Source organism: Cyclobacterium qasimii M12-11B, from assembly GCF_000427295.1.
In the GTDB taxonomy this organism is placed as follows: Bacteria; Bacteroidota; Bacteroidia; order Cytophagales; family Cyclobacteriaceae; genus Cyclobacterium; species Cyclobacterium qasimii.
The window spans coordinates 55,618-72,069 of sequence record NZ_ATNM01000131.1 but is presented as its reverse complement, the minus strand read 5'-3'; the positions used below and the strand labels follow the sequence as shown (position 1 = coordinate 72,069).

The 16,452-nt window shown below is 38.7% G+C and carries 12 protein-coding genes and 1 pseudogene; 3 read left to right on the top strand and 10 right to left on the bottom strand.

Going from position 1 to position 16,452, the window contains the following annotated elements; genetic code table 11:
- Positions 1 to 224, top strand: a pseudogene (locus tag ADICYQ_RS15565) (sugar phosphate isomerase/epimerase); the annotation flags it as partial.
- A gap of 10 nt (positions 225 to 234) precedes the next feature.
- A complete protein-coding gene (locus ADICYQ_RS15560; protein WP_020892459.1) occupies positions 235 to 1,017 on the top strand; it encodes an SDR family NAD(P)-dependent oxidoreductase in 783 nt (260 codons plus the stop codon).
- A 25-nt stretch (positions 1,018 to 1,042) separates the two neighbouring features.
- Here the strand turns inward: ADICYQ_RS15560 and ADICYQ_RS15555 are convergent, their stop codons facing one another.
- From ADICYQ_RS15555 to ADICYQ_RS15510, 10 genes are all read right to left on the bottom strand, one after another.
- On the bottom strand, positions 1,043 to 2,374 hold the full coding sequence (locus tag ADICYQ_RS15555; RefSeq protein ID WP_020892458.1) for a GntP family permease: 1,332 nt from the start codon (positions 2,372 to 2,374) through the stop codon (positions 1,043 to 1,045).
- Positions 2,375 to 2,494: 120 nt separating this feature from the next.
- The gene (locus ADICYQ_RS15550; RefSeq protein ID WP_020892457.1) at positions 2,495 to 3,043 is read right to left on the bottom strand and encodes a peptidylprolyl isomerase; all 549 of its coding nucleotides are present in this window, start codon (positions 3,041 to 3,043) and stop codon (positions 2,495 to 2,497) included.
- A gap of 312 nt (positions 3,044 to 3,355) precedes the next feature.
- Complete coding sequence (locus ADICYQ_RS15545; protein WP_040416603.1) at positions 3,356 to 4,069, bottom strand: sulfite exporter TauE/SafE family protein; 714 nt, start codon at positions 4,067 to 4,069, stop codon at positions 3,356 to 3,358.
- On the bottom strand, positions 4,070 to 4,495 hold the full coding sequence (locus tag ADICYQ_RS15540; RefSeq protein ID WP_020892455.1) for a FixH family protein: 426 nt from the start codon (positions 4,493 to 4,495) through the stop codon (positions 4,070 to 4,072).
- A gap of 20 nt (positions 4,496 to 4,515) precedes the next feature.
- Complete coding sequence (gene ccoG / locus ADICYQ_RS15535; RefSeq protein WP_020892454.1) at positions 4,516 to 5,931, bottom strand: cytochrome c oxidase accessory protein CcoG; 1,416 nt, start codon at positions 5,929 to 5,931, stop codon at positions 4,516 to 4,518.
- A 69-nt stretch (positions 5,932 to 6,000) separates the two neighbouring features.
- Positions 6,001 to 6,927: a cbb3-type cytochrome c oxidase N-terminal domain-containing protein gene (locus ADICYQ_RS15530; protein ID WP_040416600.1), complete on the bottom strand. Its 927-nt coding sequence runs from the start codon at positions 6,925 to 6,927 to the stop codon at positions 6,001 to 6,003.
- A complete protein-coding gene (locus tag ADICYQ_RS15525; RefSeq protein ID WP_020892452.1) occupies positions 6,914 to 7,105 on the bottom strand; it encodes a hypothetical protein in 192 nt (63 codons plus the stop codon). Before ADICYQ_RS15525 ends, ADICYQ_RS15530 begins: the two co-directional genes overlap by 14 nt.
- 12 nt (positions 7,106 to 7,117) lie before the next feature.
- Positions 7,118 to 9,406, bottom strand: a complete 2,289-nt coding sequence (gene ccoN, locus ADICYQ_RS15520; protein WP_161625607.1) for a cytochrome-c oxidase, cbb3-type subunit I — start codon at positions 9,404 to 9,406, stop codon at positions 7,118 to 7,120.
- Between the two features lie 16 nt (positions 9,407 to 9,422).
- Entirely contained in the window at positions 9,423 to 11,876 is a 2,454-nt protein-coding gene (locus ADICYQ_RS15515) for a heavy metal translocating P-type ATPase (RefSeq protein WP_020892450.1), read from the bottom strand.
- 63 nt (positions 11,877 to 11,939) lie between these two features.
- Positions 11,940 to 12,569, bottom strand: a complete 630-nt coding sequence (locus tag ADICYQ_RS15510; protein ID WP_040416597.1) for a hypothetical protein — start codon at positions 12,567 to 12,569, stop codon at positions 11,940 to 11,942.
- A 730-nt stretch (positions 12,570 to 13,299) separates the two neighbouring features.
- Here ADICYQ_RS15510 and ADICYQ_RS15505 point away from each other — a divergent pair.
- Positions 13,300 to 16,452, top strand: coding sequence for a SusC/RagA family TonB-linked outer membrane protein (locus ADICYQ_RS15505; protein ID WP_020892447.1), 3,153 nt, complete (start codon positions 13,300 to 13,302; stop codon positions 16,450 to 16,452).

The window sequence follows — 16,452 nt, the reverse complement described above, 5'->3', positions numbered from 1 at the left end:
TGATCACCAGAAACCCTCTGCTTATCCCATGCCTGACCCCTGCCTATTGGACAACCCTTGGGCAAGTTCCAGCCTCTGAATTGGCTGAAATGCTGACTTGGGTCAACTCAAATGGCAGCAACCTGCCAAGTGTTAACTCCTTGGGTCCAGAAGCTTTATTGGCAAAAGAAGAGAAAAACGTTTTAACCTCATTGGCCTACAGTAATAAAAATTTAAACCTTTAAATAAACAATCATGATTAACAGCTTACCAGGAATAAAATTATTTAACCTAAGTGGAAAAACCGCAATTGTCACAGGAGGCTCAAAAGGTTTGGGACTGGCCATGGCCGCAGGGCTAGCCTCAGCCGGAGCAAATCTTCTAATTGTCAATAGAACAGAAAGAGATGGTAAAATAGCCGCAGAAGAAATCAGCAAAGGATTTGGTGTAAAAGCCCTTTCTTTTGCCGCTGATATTTCAAAAGAAGAGGAAACCAATGCGATGGCTGCGTTTGCTATGGAAGCTTTTGGCAGCATCGATATTTTGATCAATAGTGCCGGAATAAATATTCGAGGAGCAATAGATGAAGTAAGCCTAGAAGATTTCAATAAGGTGATGGCAATCAATGTCACTGGCACCTGGCTTTGCAGTCGTTCAGTGATTCCTCATATGAAAGACCAAAAGTCAGGCACAATCATAAACCTGGCAAGTACACTTGGTGTAGTTGGACTTGCAAACCGTACCCCATACACCTCCAGCAAGGGAGCTATCGTCCAAATGACCCGAGCACTAGGACTCGAAATGGCTGAATTTAACATTAAAGTCAATGCTATCTGTCCAGGACCTTTTCTTACCGAGATGAATATTCCAGTGGCCGATGATCCTGCTACCAAGCAATTCATTATTGGCGCAACAGCCTTGGGAAGATGGGGTGAACTAAAAGAAATACAAGGAGCAGCCATATTCCTTGCCAGTGATGCAGCAAGTTATATGACTGGGTCCTTATTGACAGTAGATGGTGGCTGGACAGCTAAGTAATCTTCATTTAATCAGGTTATCTTGATTAAGCCAAAATGCTGGCCAAAAGAAAAATAATCCCCATTGCAGTAAAGGAAAGAATAACTGTTCCTAAACTATGTGACTGGTAGCCTTGCTTGATGTTCATACCTGACAACTGCGTCATGGCCCAGAAGAAACTATCATTCGCATGAGAAACGGCAATGGCCCCGGCACCGGTAGCCAATACTGTAAGTACGCGCATTATTTCTGTATCCAAGCCTAAGGCTGGCATCAAAGGCACCATGATTGAAGCCGTTGTTACCAAAGCAACAGTAGAAGAACCTTGTGCAGATTTCAAGGCAAAGGCCATGGCAAAAGGCAGGAATAGACTTAAATTTCCTGCGCTCATTAAACCACTTATTTGATCAGCAATTCCAGAGTTTTGTAACATTTTACCAAATACCCCTCCTGCACCAGTGATAAGAATTACTGGTGCTCCTATCAACAATGCCTCCCCAAACCAACCAGATGAGGACAATACCTTTTTATCAAGTTTTTCAGGCAAGCTAAACGCTAAAAAAGCACCTAATAACAAGGCTATGATTGGGTTACCAATAAACAAAATCAGTGAGGTAAAAAGGTTATCGCCAAAAGGCTGAGTCGGGTATGCCGCTATAGAAGACAGTATGATTAGTGTCAAGGGAATGATAATTGGCATGAAGGATTTACCTAAAGAAGGTTTTTTTGTTGTTTTACCCAATTTATCAATTTCTGCAAATACAGGAACCAAATGAATTTTTGAAACCCAATATTTACAAAAGAAATAACATGGTACCAGTCCTAGCGCACTAGTAATTAATCCAAACAAAATTATCTGACCTAAATCTGCATTGAGAATTCCAGCCGCTGCTATTGGCCCGGGAGTAGGCGGCACCAAAGAGTGGGTTGCCGTAATGCCCAATGTCAAAGCGACTGTAGTGGCCGCATAAGGTAGTTTCCCTTTAAACGACAGGGATTTATTAATGGGATTGAGCATGATAAAAGCACTGTCTCCAAAAACTGGAATAGAAGAAATATAGCCTGTAATCATCATCCCCAGCATGACTGACTTTTTCCCTACCCAGGACAATACCTTTTGAGCAATTACAAATGCACCACCTGATTTTTCTAAAAAAGTACCTATGATAACTCCAAAAAGAATCAATAAGCCTATTCTGCCCAGCACTCCCCCAAAACCTTCGGTAATAGAACTAATGATCAGCTCTGCAGGCATTCCTGACATAAGACCATACAGAATGGCCCCACAAAATAAAGCAAGAAAAGGATGAATTTCAAATTTGATAATCGCCACAATTATTATGGCCAATGCCAATAGAATCAAAATAAAGATAAACATATATTGGTTTTTGGGTTTATATTCTATTACAAATAAAGCAATTTAATTTAAAATTCAATCGCTAAACAGAATATTCATGAAATAGAACGTTAAAAGTTATATTTTCACTTCCCTAACCTTTTAAAGTGCTTGAATGGAGTGTATTACAATAGGGTCAATCAGGTATTGGTCCTCGTCCTTCTCTAATTGTATTTTTTTCACGATGTCCATTCCCCTAGTCACTTGGCCAAAGGCTGCAAAACCAAATCCATCTGGATTTCTTTTGCCCTGAAAATCCAGCTCCGGTTGATCATTAATGCATATAAAGAAAGAACTTTGCGCGCTATTAGGTTCAAGCCGGGCCATGGAAAGTGTCCCATCCTTGTGTTTTAAACCTGTCTCCTTGGTTGTTTCTATGTGAATTGGAGGTAACAATAAGCTATCAGAGACATTCCCCCCTTGAATTACTTCTATCTGTATTTCCCGGTCTGACTCATTTTCTGGAGTACAAACCCTAAAAAAACTGGAATTTTGATAAGCACCACTGGCAACATAGGCCCGGAAATTCTGCACGGTGACAGGTGCTTTTTCAGGATACAATTCCACTTCGATATCACCAAGTGTCGTTGCAATCAGGTATTTTTCTATTTGCTGGGCTTGGATTGAACTGCTCAATAGAACAAGCAGCATACACTTGAAAAATTTATTCATGGTTGATGGCATTTTCTGTAAAAAGAGAACCTAATCACAAAATACGAAAAGTCAGCTTACTAAAAACAATTAACCCCAAAATAACAAACACAGATAATAGCCTCAAAAGCAAGCACATTGGTATTAAAAAAAAATAATCTAGAGGATATGATTTTCCTGAGCCAGGAAAAAAGTAGACCCTAACAATTCACTTAACTGGACAAATTCAGCCTTTCGACCAAACACCTACTAATCTAGGTATTAATTTCATTATTTGTATTTAGGGATGTTGTTCAGGAAGGAATTTTAAAATTATTCACAATGGGTAACACCACTGTCTAAAAGCTCTACCGCATGAGCCGTAGGTAATCCAAGTGTAGGGCTCAAGTAAGGAATACCCCAACCCATACCTCTTAAAACAAACAAGACACCCATAAACATCACAAAATAAGGCATTGCCTTGTTCATTTTCATCCTAAAGTTCAAGGAAAAAATATCTTTAGAAAACATTAGCAAGATCATCACTGGAAAAGTACCTAATCCAAAAACGAACATATAAGCCATACCCATCACGGGACTCTGTAAGGCCAGGGAGGCTACCAAAGCCATGTATACCATACCACAAGGCAAGAACCCATTTAGAATCCCTGTCACAAAAAATGCTTTGCTTCCACCTCTTTTTATCGATTTACCCAGATGGGATTTAATTTTTATCAAAGTGGTGGAAAAAGAGGAACCGGTAATCCATTTTTCCGATTGCTTATAAAAGAAAGCCAGGCCTATAATTAACAATCCCAATACAATAGAAACCCACTGTTGTATACCGGCAAGTGAAAGCGAAAATCCGACCATACCTACCAAGCCTCCCAACAAAGAATAAGTCACGGCCCTCCCAGAGTTGTAGAGTAATTTATTGAAAAGGTATTTGTTCCTGTCTTTCCCTGCCAGGGCAAGCGCTATCGGTCCACACATACCTATGCAATGAAAAGAACCCAGTATTCCCCAAATAAAGGCCGTCCAGATCATTTAGATATCAATTTTCTTTTCTTCAAAAAAAGCAACCCCATCAGCTTCCCAGGTCATTTTCATTTTCCAGTATCCAGGTTTTAGGTCTTCAAGTGGCAATAAATTAGATGCGGCATCTTTTATTTCCACTTTAATTTTTCTGTCCAACCTGGCATCTGAAGGCCTAAATAAATGCAATTCTCCACTGGCCCCTACTGGTAATTTGAACTGTAAAGTTTTGCTTGTCGCATCAAAATGCATGACCTTACCTTCTGTGGCTTTGGAGTTTGTCACCCTATCAATATGTTCCTGGTATTTGATTTCTTCAGCATAATAATTCTCAGTAACCAAGTGAATATCATCTTGCTTGACGCAGATGGTTACCAAAGAGGCCATTAGCCCAATAAAAACGACCAATAACAAGAAAATTCCATTTCCCCAATTCATATAGCTTTCATTTAAATGTATTAATTACCAACAGGCCCCATAAAACTAGTGGAAATTCTATCGATTGTTTTCCCATTTTGCTGTAGCAACAGGTCAACATTTTGTTGAGGAATTTTCATGTCCTTCTGTGCTTTAACCAAAAAGAATCTTCCTTCAAATTTTGATTGACCATCTAGACGCCAGTCTGTATGCCCCACTTTCTCAATGGTAAAGGAAGGATCATCTGGAACTAAAGTAACTTCTTGTTCCTCGAAAGTCTTATTGATTAAGGTTACTTCATAAAGGTTACTTATTTGTGCATTTTCCCTTGCCTGATAGGTCATTCCTCTAAACCTGGTGACCGTAGCACCTAAGTCTTCCCTTGTGGACAACAATGCCACAAAACCAATAATCAAAAGCAAAAGAATACTAGAATAGGCCTTTACCCTTCCAGTAATTAATTTTGAAGTACCTGTTATAATGCTGTTTTCAGAAGCATAACGAATTAAACCTTTTGGTCGATCCACTTTCTCCATTACATCATCGCAGGCATCCATACATGCAGTACAGTTAACACACTCCATCTGCACACCATTTCTGATATCTATTCCAGTAGGACAAACTTGTACACAAAGTGTGCAATCTACACAATCTCCAGCTGGCTCAGCCTCCACCTTATTTTTTCTAATCGGCGCCCTTGGCTCACCTCTTTTATAGTCATAAGACACATTAATGGACTGGTTATCAAGCAACACCCCTTGAAGTCGACCATAAGGACATACCACGATACAAGCTTGCTCTCTAAACCATGAAAATACAAAAAGGAAGATTCCCGTAAAGGCTAAAAGGCCAAAAAACCCTGTTAAATTCTCGGAAGGTGAAGAAGTAACAATTTCTATGACATTGTCAATACCGATTAGGTAAGCCATCACCGTATGAGAAATGAGCAAAGAAATAAGGACAAAAAGAGACATTTTGATTGTCTTCTTTCTTATTTTTTCTCCATTCCAAGGCATGGCATCCAACTTTCTTTGTTGATTGGCATCTCCTTCTATCCAATACTCAATCTTTCGGAAAACCATTTCCATAAAAAGTGTCTGAGGACAAGCCCAACCACAAAAAACCCGACCAAATACCACCGTAAACAGGATGATAAATACAAAGAAAATCAAAAGTAAGAATATCAATAAATGGGTATCCTGCGGCCAAAAAACCGCACCAAAAATGATGAATTTCCGCTCAAAGATATTGAACAGTAACCAAGGTCTACCGTCCACTTTGATAAAGGGCCCAGCAAATAATATCCCCAGCAATAACCAGGAGAAATAGGTTCTGTATTGATAGAATTTACCAGAAACTTTTTTGGGAAAAACCCAATTCCTGCCGCCATCCTGGTTTACAGTGCCAAGAGCATCCCTGAATTTTTCCGGGTTTAGATTTTCATTTTTGATAGCCATGTTTTTCTGAAGTTTTTATGTGAAATATCGGGTTTGGAATCAAGTCCAAACCCGACAGATTTCCAAGCCTTATTCGGCAGGTACTTCCCCTAACTCTTCATCTCCCAATGCATCTATTGGTTTCTCGATGGCTGGCTCATATTTCTCACCTTGAGGATCTTTTGGATTGGCCGGTGAGGTTCCTTGTAATGAAAGAATATAACTGGAAACTTGTTGCATTTCCTCAGGCCCAAGTTGGTCCTGCCATGGTATCATTCCTTTTTCAATTACACCATACTTCACTACCTTAAATACACTTTTGATATCCCCTCCGTGTAGCCAATAATCATCAGTAAGGTTTGGACCGACTCCACCTCCGCCATCCATTGCGTGGCAAGCAGCACAGTTACCTGTAAATAGTTCTTTCCCTGCTGCTAATGCTGGAGTAGATGTATCCTCCTCTACATTGGTTTCATCTATTGAAGTCAGCATCATCGCTCCTCTTGCTTCTTCTTCTATAGCTGCTTGTTCCAAAGACGCTTCATATTCCTCAATTTGAGTCATACCAATTCCGAGTACGGAATAGTTGAGGAAATAAACAACCGCAGAAAAGATGGTAAGGTAAAAAACATACTTTAACCATGGTGGCATAAAATTATCAAGTTCCACGATTCCATCATAGCTATGGTTTAGCTGGATATCTTTTTCTTCTTCAATTGGTTTGAATTTCCCGACAACATATTTGGTCTTGAATGTTTCCCACCAAGAAGGCTCTTCTTCCAGTGCAGGATTCTCTTTTCTCAACAAAGTCATTAAAAATGACAGCATATAGACCATCACTCCTATAATAATAACTATGACAAGTAAAACAACCACAATAATGGCAAGGAGGAGCAAAGTGTTGCTATCCATTTGCTGCATTTGTGACGCAAAGCTTGTTTCCGTTTCCTGCGAAAAGCCAGGGACAGCCATCAACAAGCACATCAGGGTGACTCCAATCAGTTTAAACGTTTTCATTAGACTTATCGTTTTGAGGTTCATCATTGAATGGCATTTCTTTCATATGGTCCACGTAGGTTCTATCTACCTTTAGGACCCACCAAAACATTCCTATAAAGAAAATTACAAATATCAATAAGGAAATGATGGGGTAGATCTCAATGTTTTCCATTGAGCTTAAAATATCTTTTTTCATCTCTTTTTAAATTTATTCGTTTTCAGGCGCGGCCTTTTTAATATCGGTACCCAATCGTTGTAGGTAAGCTATCAACGCTATAATTTCAGTATCTGGCAACACTTCTATTCCAGATTCTTTAAGATTATTTGCGATCATTTGTGCCTGACTTTGAAGGTCTTCTATGGCTTTGACATCATAACCCTCCGGATAAGGAACGCCCAACTTTTGCATGGTTCTGATTTTAGCTTCGATATTGCTATGATCCATGACATTGGTAGTCATCCAAGGATAAGGAGGCATCAATGAACCTGGAGACATACTTCTAGGATCTACCATATGGTGGTAATGCCAGCTATCTGGGTATTTGCCTCCTACTCTATGTAAATCAGGACCTGTTCGTTTAGAACCCCACAAAAATGGTCTGTCATATACAAACTCTCCAGCTTTGGAGTATTCGCCATAACGTTCCGTTTCAAACCTGAAAGGACGGATCATTTGAGAATGGCAACCAACACAACCATTGGAAATGTACAAATCTCTACCTTGCAACTCTAGCGGTGTATAGGGCTGCACACTGCTAATTGTAGGTATATTGGATTTCACGAGAATGGTAGGGATAATTTCTACTATACCACCAATCAAGATGGCTATGGTTGCCAAAATAGTGAAAAACACAGGTTTTCTCTCCCAAGCCCTGTGCCAAAATTCCTTATTATCTGGAACGTGTTTTGCCAAAGCAGGGGCTTCATCTTCTTCCTCTTCTAGGAAAGATCCAGCAGCTGCTGTTTTAACTAGGTTATAGACCATCATAATGGCTCCACTTAGATAAAGTAATCCTCCAAATGCACGGAGCATGTACATGGGAACAATCTGAATAACAGTTTCAAGGAAGTTTGGATAAGCAAGACGTCCTGTATCTGCAAATTCTTTCCACATTAAACTCTGAGTAAGTGCTGCAACATACAATGGTAAGGCATAAAAAAGTATCCCTAATGTACCTAACCAAAAGTGCGTATTGGCCAATTTGGTAGAGTATAATGTTGTTCTCCACATTCTAGGCCATAACCAATACAACATGGAGAAAGTAAGGAATCCATTCCATCCCAATCCACCAATGTGAACGTGTGCAATAATCCAATCTGTGTAGTGAGCAATGGCATTTACACTTTTAATTGAGAGTAGTGGACCTTCAAAGGTAGCCATACCATAGGCCGTCACTGCGACAACCATAAATTTCAGTACAGGATCTACCCTAACTTTGTCCCAAGCTCCTCTAAGCGTAAGGAGTCCATTCACCATACCGCCCCAACTTGGAGCAAGTAACATTATTGAAAAGGCAACGCCTAATACCTGTGCCCATTCAGGCAATGCGGTATAAAGCAAGTGATGTGGCCCTGCCCAGATATATAAAAATATAAGCGACCAAAAATGTACGATTGAAAGCTTATAAGAGAATATAGGTCGATTGGCTGCTTTGGGCAAGAAATAGTACATCAATCCTAGGAAAGGTGTAGTTAGGAAAAATGCAACTGCATTGTGTCCATACCACCATTGCACCAAAGCATCTTGGACTCCTGCGTAAACTGAGTAACTTTTGAATAAAGATACTGGTAAAGCAAGCGAATTGAAAATGTGCAAAACGGCTACCGTTACAAAAGAGGCAAGGTAAAACCAAATGGCCACATACATGTGCTTTTCACGGCGTTTGATCAGTGTACCAATCATATTGGCACCAAATGCTACCCATATAATGGTAATGGCAATATCAATAGGCCATTCTAACTCTGCATATTCTTTAGAAGAAGTTAAACCCAATGGAAGGGTTATAACCGCAGAAAGTATAATGGCCTGCCATCCCCAGAAATGTATCCAACTAAGGGTTTTATTCCACATTGGAGCCTTCAGCAGACGTGGCATAGAATAATAAACGCCGGCAAATATGGCATTCCCTACGAAGGCAAATATTACTGCATTCGTATGAAGGGGCCTTATCCGACCAAAAGTCGTATAAGGATTTCCTAAATTAGCTTCGGGTAGGAATAGCTGGGTAGCAGCAAGCAGCCCTATCAGCATGCCAGCAAGTCCCCAAATCATGGTGGCCGCGCCGAAGAATTTTACGATCTTGTTATCGTAACTAAACTTTTCAAGTGTCGTTCCTGACATATCACTTCTCTTTTTTAGGTGGTTTTTTGTTCGCTTTATTTTTGTTTTTTGATCAAATAATATCCTGATAGCAGGTGTGTGTTGGTCATCAAACTGTCCGCTTTTCATCGCTTTAAAAAAAAGCCATAAAAACCCTCCAGCCAAAGTCAAACTCACCCCAATCAAAATAAAATTACTTCCATTTTATTATCTTCTTATCGTTTAATCCTATCCTATACGCCTTATAATTTGTGGCTAAAGTCGTAAATAATACAACTGAAATACTGCTTGCCGGCATAAGAATTGCACTCAAAACCGGACTTACCAATCCTTGAACTGCAAAAAAGATCCCAACTGCATTATAGGTAAAACTCAAACCAAAACTGGCTTTTATTATCCTTCTTCCTGTTCGTGCAAAACTTAAATACTGCGGCAACAGATTAAGCTTTTCTCCATCCAAAATCGCATCACTTGCAGGACTGAAATGAGAGATATTATCTGTAACAGCAATTCCTACTTCACCTGCCTTCAGTGCTCCGGCATCATTCAACCCATCACCCACCATCAAAACATGCTTACCCTTCGCTTGCATGTCCCGAATATGAGTCAATTTACTCTTTGGAGACTGCTGAAAATACATTGCTACCTTATCCCCCAGCACTTTCTTTAAGTATTTCTCTTCATGGTTATGATCACCAGAAAGTAAATGGACTTCATAAGAATTTGCTAAACCCGGAACCATTTTCTCTATTCCTTCTCTGACACCACTTGCTATACTGAAAACGCCCCAGTGCATTCCGTCAATTACAAGATACACTTCATTTCCCGTATTAATGGCTTTATCCTCGTCTCCTACACCTAAAAAAAGCGCAGACCCTATACTTATGGTCTTGGAATGATAACTAGCTGTTAAACCTTTCCCTGGAATTTCCTCCACCCTGTCCAATACTACTGGCTTTACATCACCTAGCCATTGATTGATCCTATTGCTCAATGGATGCACAGAATAATTAACCAATGCTTTTATCATTCGCTTTGATTCATCTGTTAGATTTTCTCCATGATAGGTAACGGTTGCTTTTGATGGAGCAGTAAGCGTTCCTGTCTTGTCAAAAACAAGCGTATCGATTCCTGCCAGTTTTTCTATCACCTGGGTGTTTTTCAAATAAAAGCCACCTTTCCCAAATATCCGCATCACATTTCCCAAGGTAAAAGGAGTAGACATGGACAAAGCGCATGGACAGGTAATAATCAATACTGAGGTAAATGCTTTGACACCTATTGAAATATCATTAAAACTCCAAAATATCAATGCCCCAAATGCTATAAATAGAACTGTGAAAGTAAACTTTCCACTTATTTTGTTGGACAATGAAGCCAAAGAGTCTTCCTGATCCTCTTTAGCAAAAGTTTCATGGTTCCAAAGGTCCGTTAGGTAACCTTGAGAGGGGGATTTCTGAACCGCTAATGTTATGGCTGCCCCTTTTTGTCTTCCACCTGCATATACCAACTCACCTTTTTTAACAGGTACAGGTATTTCTTCTCCAGTCACAAAGCTATAATCAATAGAAGCCTCAGTGGCTAAAAGCAAACTATCTGCAGGCACCAATTCTTCATTTCTCACTTTAATAATATCTCCCACATTGAGCTTTGTTAAAGGTATTACCTCCTCAAGGTCCTTAACCATTTTGGTAATGGCAATAGGGAAATAGGCCTTATAATCTCTATCAAAAGATAAGGTGTCAAATGTTTTCTGCTGGTAATACTTCCCTATTAAAAGGAAAAACAATAAGCCCCCCAGTGTATCGAGATAGCCTTCCTGGCCAGAAACAAAAATTTCAAACAAGCTATAGCTAAATAAACTAATAATTCCCAGCGCTATAGGCACGTCCATGTTTACAGACCGATTTTTTATCGCTATCCATGCAGAACGAAAATAATCCGTAGCAGAATAAAAAACCACCGGCAAAGCCAAAAGGATGTTCAGGTAATTGAAAAGACTGTTAAAGCCATTGCCTAATAATTCCGCCTCTGAAAAATATTCAGGAAGACTGAAAAACATCATGTTACCAAAGCAGAATCCTGCCACTGCTAGTTGGTAGATAAGTCTTTTGTTGTTCTGAGGCCTTTTTTTCTCCCCTAAATGCGAAAGATTGATCCTAGGCTCATAACCAATGTGGGCCAGCAAACTAACCACAGATTTAAGACTGGTTTCTTTCAGTTGATATTTTATTTGAACCTTCTTTTTTATAAAATCTACGCGTGAGGATATTACTCCTGGATTAAGTACATAAAGATTTTCCAATAACCAAATACAGGATGCACAGTGGATCATCGGAATGAAAAAAGTCACATGTGCTTGCTCTTCATCCTTAAAATCAATCAATTTGTTAATTACCTCTTCATCATCTAAATAATCAAATCGATTTTCCCTTAATAAATTCTTTTTCTGATTGGTCCCAGGAGTGGCTTCAATATCATAATAATCACACAAATTATTTTCATCCAACACCTCATAAACAGTCAAGCAACCTGTGCAACAAAAATTTCTTTCGTCACGCATAATTACCTCATTATCACAGCTTTCACCGCAGTGATAACAGCAGATAATTTTGGTTTTCTCTATTTTGCTTGGCATTCCCTCCATTTTAGGACAAGTTAATCCTTTAATATAAAAAAAAACATGACGAATATCATTAAATATAATATTTTATAAAGCCAGGTAAAACGATAATTTATCATACCATAGTCCACCCTTATAAAAATGAAACAGCACTTTGGCCAAATCTGCCTGATTACTTTTAGTCGTTACTAGCACAGTTACCTGCTGTTTGACAGCATAGGACCAGAAATCTCCAATTCTATTAAAATTAAACTTTATAAAGGAGGTTTCAGAGGTACAATTGGTGACTTCCTGGATGATTTCTTGCTCTTCTTTTAATTTTGATTTAGGGATAAATGCAGGTGATATAATGGTGGCTTTACTATTTTGAAGGTTATCTGCAAATAAGTGCAAGAAATTTTTAATGATCTTGGCTGACGCAGGGCTTCCATCATAATGAAAAAGAAGACGATCAAAAGAAAGCGCATTGTCATAAAGTAGTACTGGAATTTCGCAGGGATCTTTTTCCAAAGGACTAGGCTGATCCAATCTGTGAAGCCAATCTAGAATGCTAGGCAAATTTGCCGTATAAAGCACGGGTTGGGTCGCTATATGAAATTGTTTCTTATCTACCCTCTCACCGACACTTTTACCAAAACCATCTGGTATCGGAATTTCATAATGTGCAGTGATTAATTCACTCGGGAAAGCGAATTGTGTATCCAGCTTGGTTTGCATATGCCTTTTATTTTCAACAAAGCTACGTTGGTAAAGCCATAGTGGAATTGACAATAAGAAGGTAGATATATGATTAAAGTCATGTTTTTAGCGACAGAATATACAATGCTAGGAATGGGAAGCGATTAATTTGGAGCAAAAAACCCCTGGAATTTGGCAATTGAATTAGCCATCTTATAATTTACCTATCAATGCTGTATGAAAACCATTCATTAAAATCGAAAATGGGTAATTGGATTTTAATTACTTTTTACGCTTAGCCAAAATAAGTATTCCAATACCAGCCTTAATTTCACCGTAAGAAACCCATTCAGTATGGTATTTTATTCTTAACAAATTCGAAAGTAGTTTTTCCACAAATTAAAAGACTGTATACTTTTAATGAGAAGTTAATGCTACTGATTTTCATTTAATTGCATGCCTACGACATGAAATATACGGGAATAATTACATGAAAACATCAATTAAACATTTAAATAAAAATATAATTATTTAAAGAAACAAGATATTTTTTTAACAATAATTAAGAAATTTATATGTTTTGTCTTTTTAAAAATATTATATTGCTTTGACAAATATAATTACACTTAAAAGATAGTTTCTAAAACAAACCACCCTGTTTTTTTGGTAAAATGCTCATGATGCTTAACAATCTTTTTTTCAGTATCACTATGAGAGTCTCACAAACTAAATCATTAACCCTTTAATTATTATTAACCCAATTATCGAAATGAAAAAAAGAAAACATTTTAAATTTTACAGAATACCCCTGTATTGTATACTTCCTTTAGTATTACAATTGGTATTCTCTCCTCCAGCACTTGCGACTGCTGAGCAGCCTATACGTACAGCGAAGGCAATTGAAGATGTAACTATTAATGGTAAGGTTACCGATGATGCTGGAGAGCCTATTCCTGGCGTAACAGTTTCCATCCCAGGTACCAACATTGGTACAGCAACAGACCTTGATGGCAATTATTCTCTTTCTGTTCCAGAACAATCAACATTGGTATTCTCCTTTATAGGTTTTAATTCAAAATCCATTAAAGTAGGTGATCAAAGTATCATAGATGTTGTACTATCTGAAAACATTTCTTCTTTAGATGAAGTGGTTGTAGTCGGGTACGGTACTCAGAAAAGAGTAAATGTAATTGGATCAGTTACCACTGTTAGTGCGGATGAAATTTCTGCTGCTCCCGTTGGTTCAGTTTCCAATGCGTTAGCAGGTAGGCTTCCTGGTGCTGTATTTATGCAGAGTAGTGGTGAACCTGGAAAAGACCAGGCAAGCATTAGAATCAGGGGAAATGCAACATTAGGTAACAATTCACCTTTGGTGGTTATTGATGGTATTATAGGAAGAGATTTGAACTCCCTACACCCCAATGACATTGAAAGCATAACCGTTCTAAAAGATGCCTCCGCTGGTATTTATGGCGCAAGAGCTGCAAATGGCGTAATTCTGGTAACCACAAAAAGAGGACAGAAAGATACCCCTACAAGAATCACTTATGGTTTTTATAAAGGCTGGCTATCTCCTACCAAATTGCCGGAAATGGCAGATGCGGCAACTTATGCAACCATGATCAGAGAAAACCAGTCTTATCGTGGAGTGGATGAATCCAACATGCTTTTCTCTTTAGAAGATGTAGAGAAATACAGATCAGGAGATTATCCTTGGACACACCCTAACACAGATTGGAACGAGGTAGCTTTAAGAGACTTCAGTAGCACCAACCACCATAACTTATCTGTATCAGGTGGTGGAGAAAAAGTAAGTTATTTCACTTCGTTTGGTACCCAGGCGGATGATGGTATTTACACCAATTCCAATACCTCTTATAAAAGATACAATTTAAGGGCAAATGTTGATTTCAAAATCAATGAATACTTGGACTTAGGTGTAGACATCTCGGGAATACAGGAAAATAGAATGTATTCTGGCATGTCAACATCAAGTATGTTTCAGACCATCCGAAGAATGTATCCAACCAATCATGCCGTATATCCTAATGGATTGCCAGGACCTGATATCGAGTTTGGTTACCAACCAATGGTTATGGCTTCAGATCAAACTGGTTTTGATGATGACAAACAATTCCGAAGCAATAACATTTTCTCGGCCAATCTTCGAATCCCATGGGTAGAAGGTTTATCGGCCTCCAGTTATTTTGCCTATGACCTGTATTTTCAAAAAAGAAAATTATTCCAAAAACCTTTCACCTTATATAGTTTCAATGAAGAGGCTTATTTGGCTGCCGGTAATACTGGAGTTGAAGATGGATCAGACTACATCATCGGTAGTCAGAAAGGCTTCCCTGAGCCTAGGCTAACGGATTATTCCAATTATTCAAACACCAGTACTTTCAATTTTAAAATTGATTATACAAAAACTTTAAATGAGGTGCATAATATTGATGCATTTATGGCCTATGAGCAAAATGAAGGATTTCAGGAAAACTTCAACGCTTACAGACGATATTTTGTATCTGACCAACTCCCTTACCTATTTGCCGGAGGTGATGCTGAAAAAGACAATGCTGGATCAGTAAGTTTTGGTGCAAGACAAAATTATTTTGGTAGAATCAGCTATAATTTCAAAGAAATTTACTTGTTCCAATTTAGTTTTAGAAGAGATGGATCAGTAAATTTCTCAAAAGAAGCGGGCCGTTGGGGGAATTTCCCTTCTGTTTTGGCAGGATGGCGTCCATCTGAATATGATTGGTGGAAAAACAATTTGGGTTTAATCGACCAATTTAAATTAAAGGCCACCTGGGGACAAATGGGGAATGATTTGGTTTCTCCTTTCCAGTATTTGGCTAGCTACGGTTTTGTTCAAGGCCTCGCTTTGGGTAACGACAAAGCTTACCTTCCTGGTCTAAGGCAACAAGGGATCCCTAACCCAAATATTACCTGGGAAAAAGCAAGTATTTTCAACATAGGTTGGGAGTCACTTTTATTTGACACCAAGTTAGGTTTCGATGCGGATTTCTTTTACGAAAGAAGAAGTGATATTTTGGTACAGAGAGATGTATCTATTCCTCGTTTCGTAGGTCTTTCTTTACCAGATGAAAATTTCGGTGTAGTGGACAATTATGGTCTGGAAGTGATCATGAGCTATGATGATCAAAAAGGAGATATCGGTTATGGTGTTTCAGGTAATTTTGCCTTTGCGAGAAATAGAATCATTGAATCTGATGAGCCAGAACGTCCAGTTCCATGGCAGGTAAGAACAGGACATCCACAAGGTGCTTTATTGCTGTACAACTCTATCGGGATCTTTAGAGATGAGGAACAAGTGAATTCTATGCCGCACATTGCAGGTGCAAGACCTGGTGACATTATCATTGAAGATTTTGATAACGACGGTGAAATCACTACAGATGATCGCCAGTTATTTCCATTGACAACAACACCTGAACTTACATTCGGTTTAAACCTTAATTTTTCGTACAAAAATTGGGAGGTAACTGCTCTTGTACAGGGACATGGCAATGCTATTCGTGGCATTTATGATGATTTACGTTCTGGAACTGCTGGGAATTACTTCCAATATGACGCTGAGGACAGATGGACACCTGACAACATTGACGCTACAAAACCACGTGCTTACCAATGGTTGGAAGAATACTGGAGAAGTAACCATGTTACAGATTATAACTATGCCAATGTATCTTATGCTAGATTAAGAAATCTACAGATTAATTATAGAGTACCTAGTAATGTACTTGATTTTGTAGGTTTAGAGTCTGCCAAAATTTATGCATCAGGCCAAAACCTTTGGTTGATTTATTCAGGAAATGATATCATGGACCCAGAAGTAAGTGGTATGGGAGCTTACCCAATTATGCGAGTTGTTTCAGTTGGTGCTCAAATCTCCTTTTAA

What these genes read in the sequence shown, in the direction of transcription:
- ADICYQ_RS15560 (WP_020892459.1), top strand. Translation starts at nt 235, where the DNA reads ATGATTAACAGCTTACCAGGAATAAAATTATTTAACCTAAGTGGAAAA.
- ADICYQ_RS15555 (WP_020892458.1), bottom strand. Translation starts at nt 2,374, where the DNA reads ATGTTTATCTTTATTTTGATTCTATTGGCATTGGCCATAATAATTGTG.
- ADICYQ_RS15550 (WP_020892457.1), bottom strand. Translation starts at nt 3,043, where the DNA reads ATGCTGCTTGTTCTATTGAGCAGTTCAATCCAAGCCCAGCAAATAGAA.
- ADICYQ_RS15545 (WP_040416603.1), bottom strand. Translation starts at nt 4,069, where the DNA reads ATGATCTGGACGGCCTTTATTTGGGGAATACTGGGTTCTTTTCATTGC.
- ADICYQ_RS15540 (WP_020892455.1), bottom strand. Translation starts at nt 4,495, where the DNA reads ATGAATTGGGGAAATGGAATTTTCTTGTTATTGGTCGTTTTTATTGGG.
- ccoG (WP_020892454.1), bottom strand. Translation starts at nt 5,931, where the DNA reads ATGGCTATCAAAAATGAAAATCTAAACCCGGAAAAATTCAGGGATGCT.
- ADICYQ_RS15530 (WP_040416600.1), bottom strand. Translation starts at nt 6,927, where the DNA reads ATGAAAACGTTTAAACTGATTGGAGTCACCCTGATGTGCTTGTTGATG.
- ADICYQ_RS15525 (WP_020892452.1), bottom strand. Translation starts at nt 7,105, where the DNA reads ATGAAAAAAGATATTTTAAGCTCAATGGAAAACATTGAGATCTACCCC.
- ADICYQ_RS15515 (WP_020892450.1), bottom strand. Translation starts at nt 11,876, where the DNA reads ATGGAGGGAATGCCAAGCAAAATAGAGAAAACCAAAATTATCTGCTGT.
- ADICYQ_RS15510 (WP_040416597.1), bottom strand. Translation starts at nt 12,569, where the DNA reads ATGCAAACCAAGCTGGATACACAATTCGCTTTCCCGAGTGAATTAATC.
- ADICYQ_RS15505 (WP_020892447.1), top strand. Translation starts at nt 13,300, where the DNA reads ATGAAAAAAAGAAAACATTTTAAATTTTACAGAATACCCCTGTATTGT.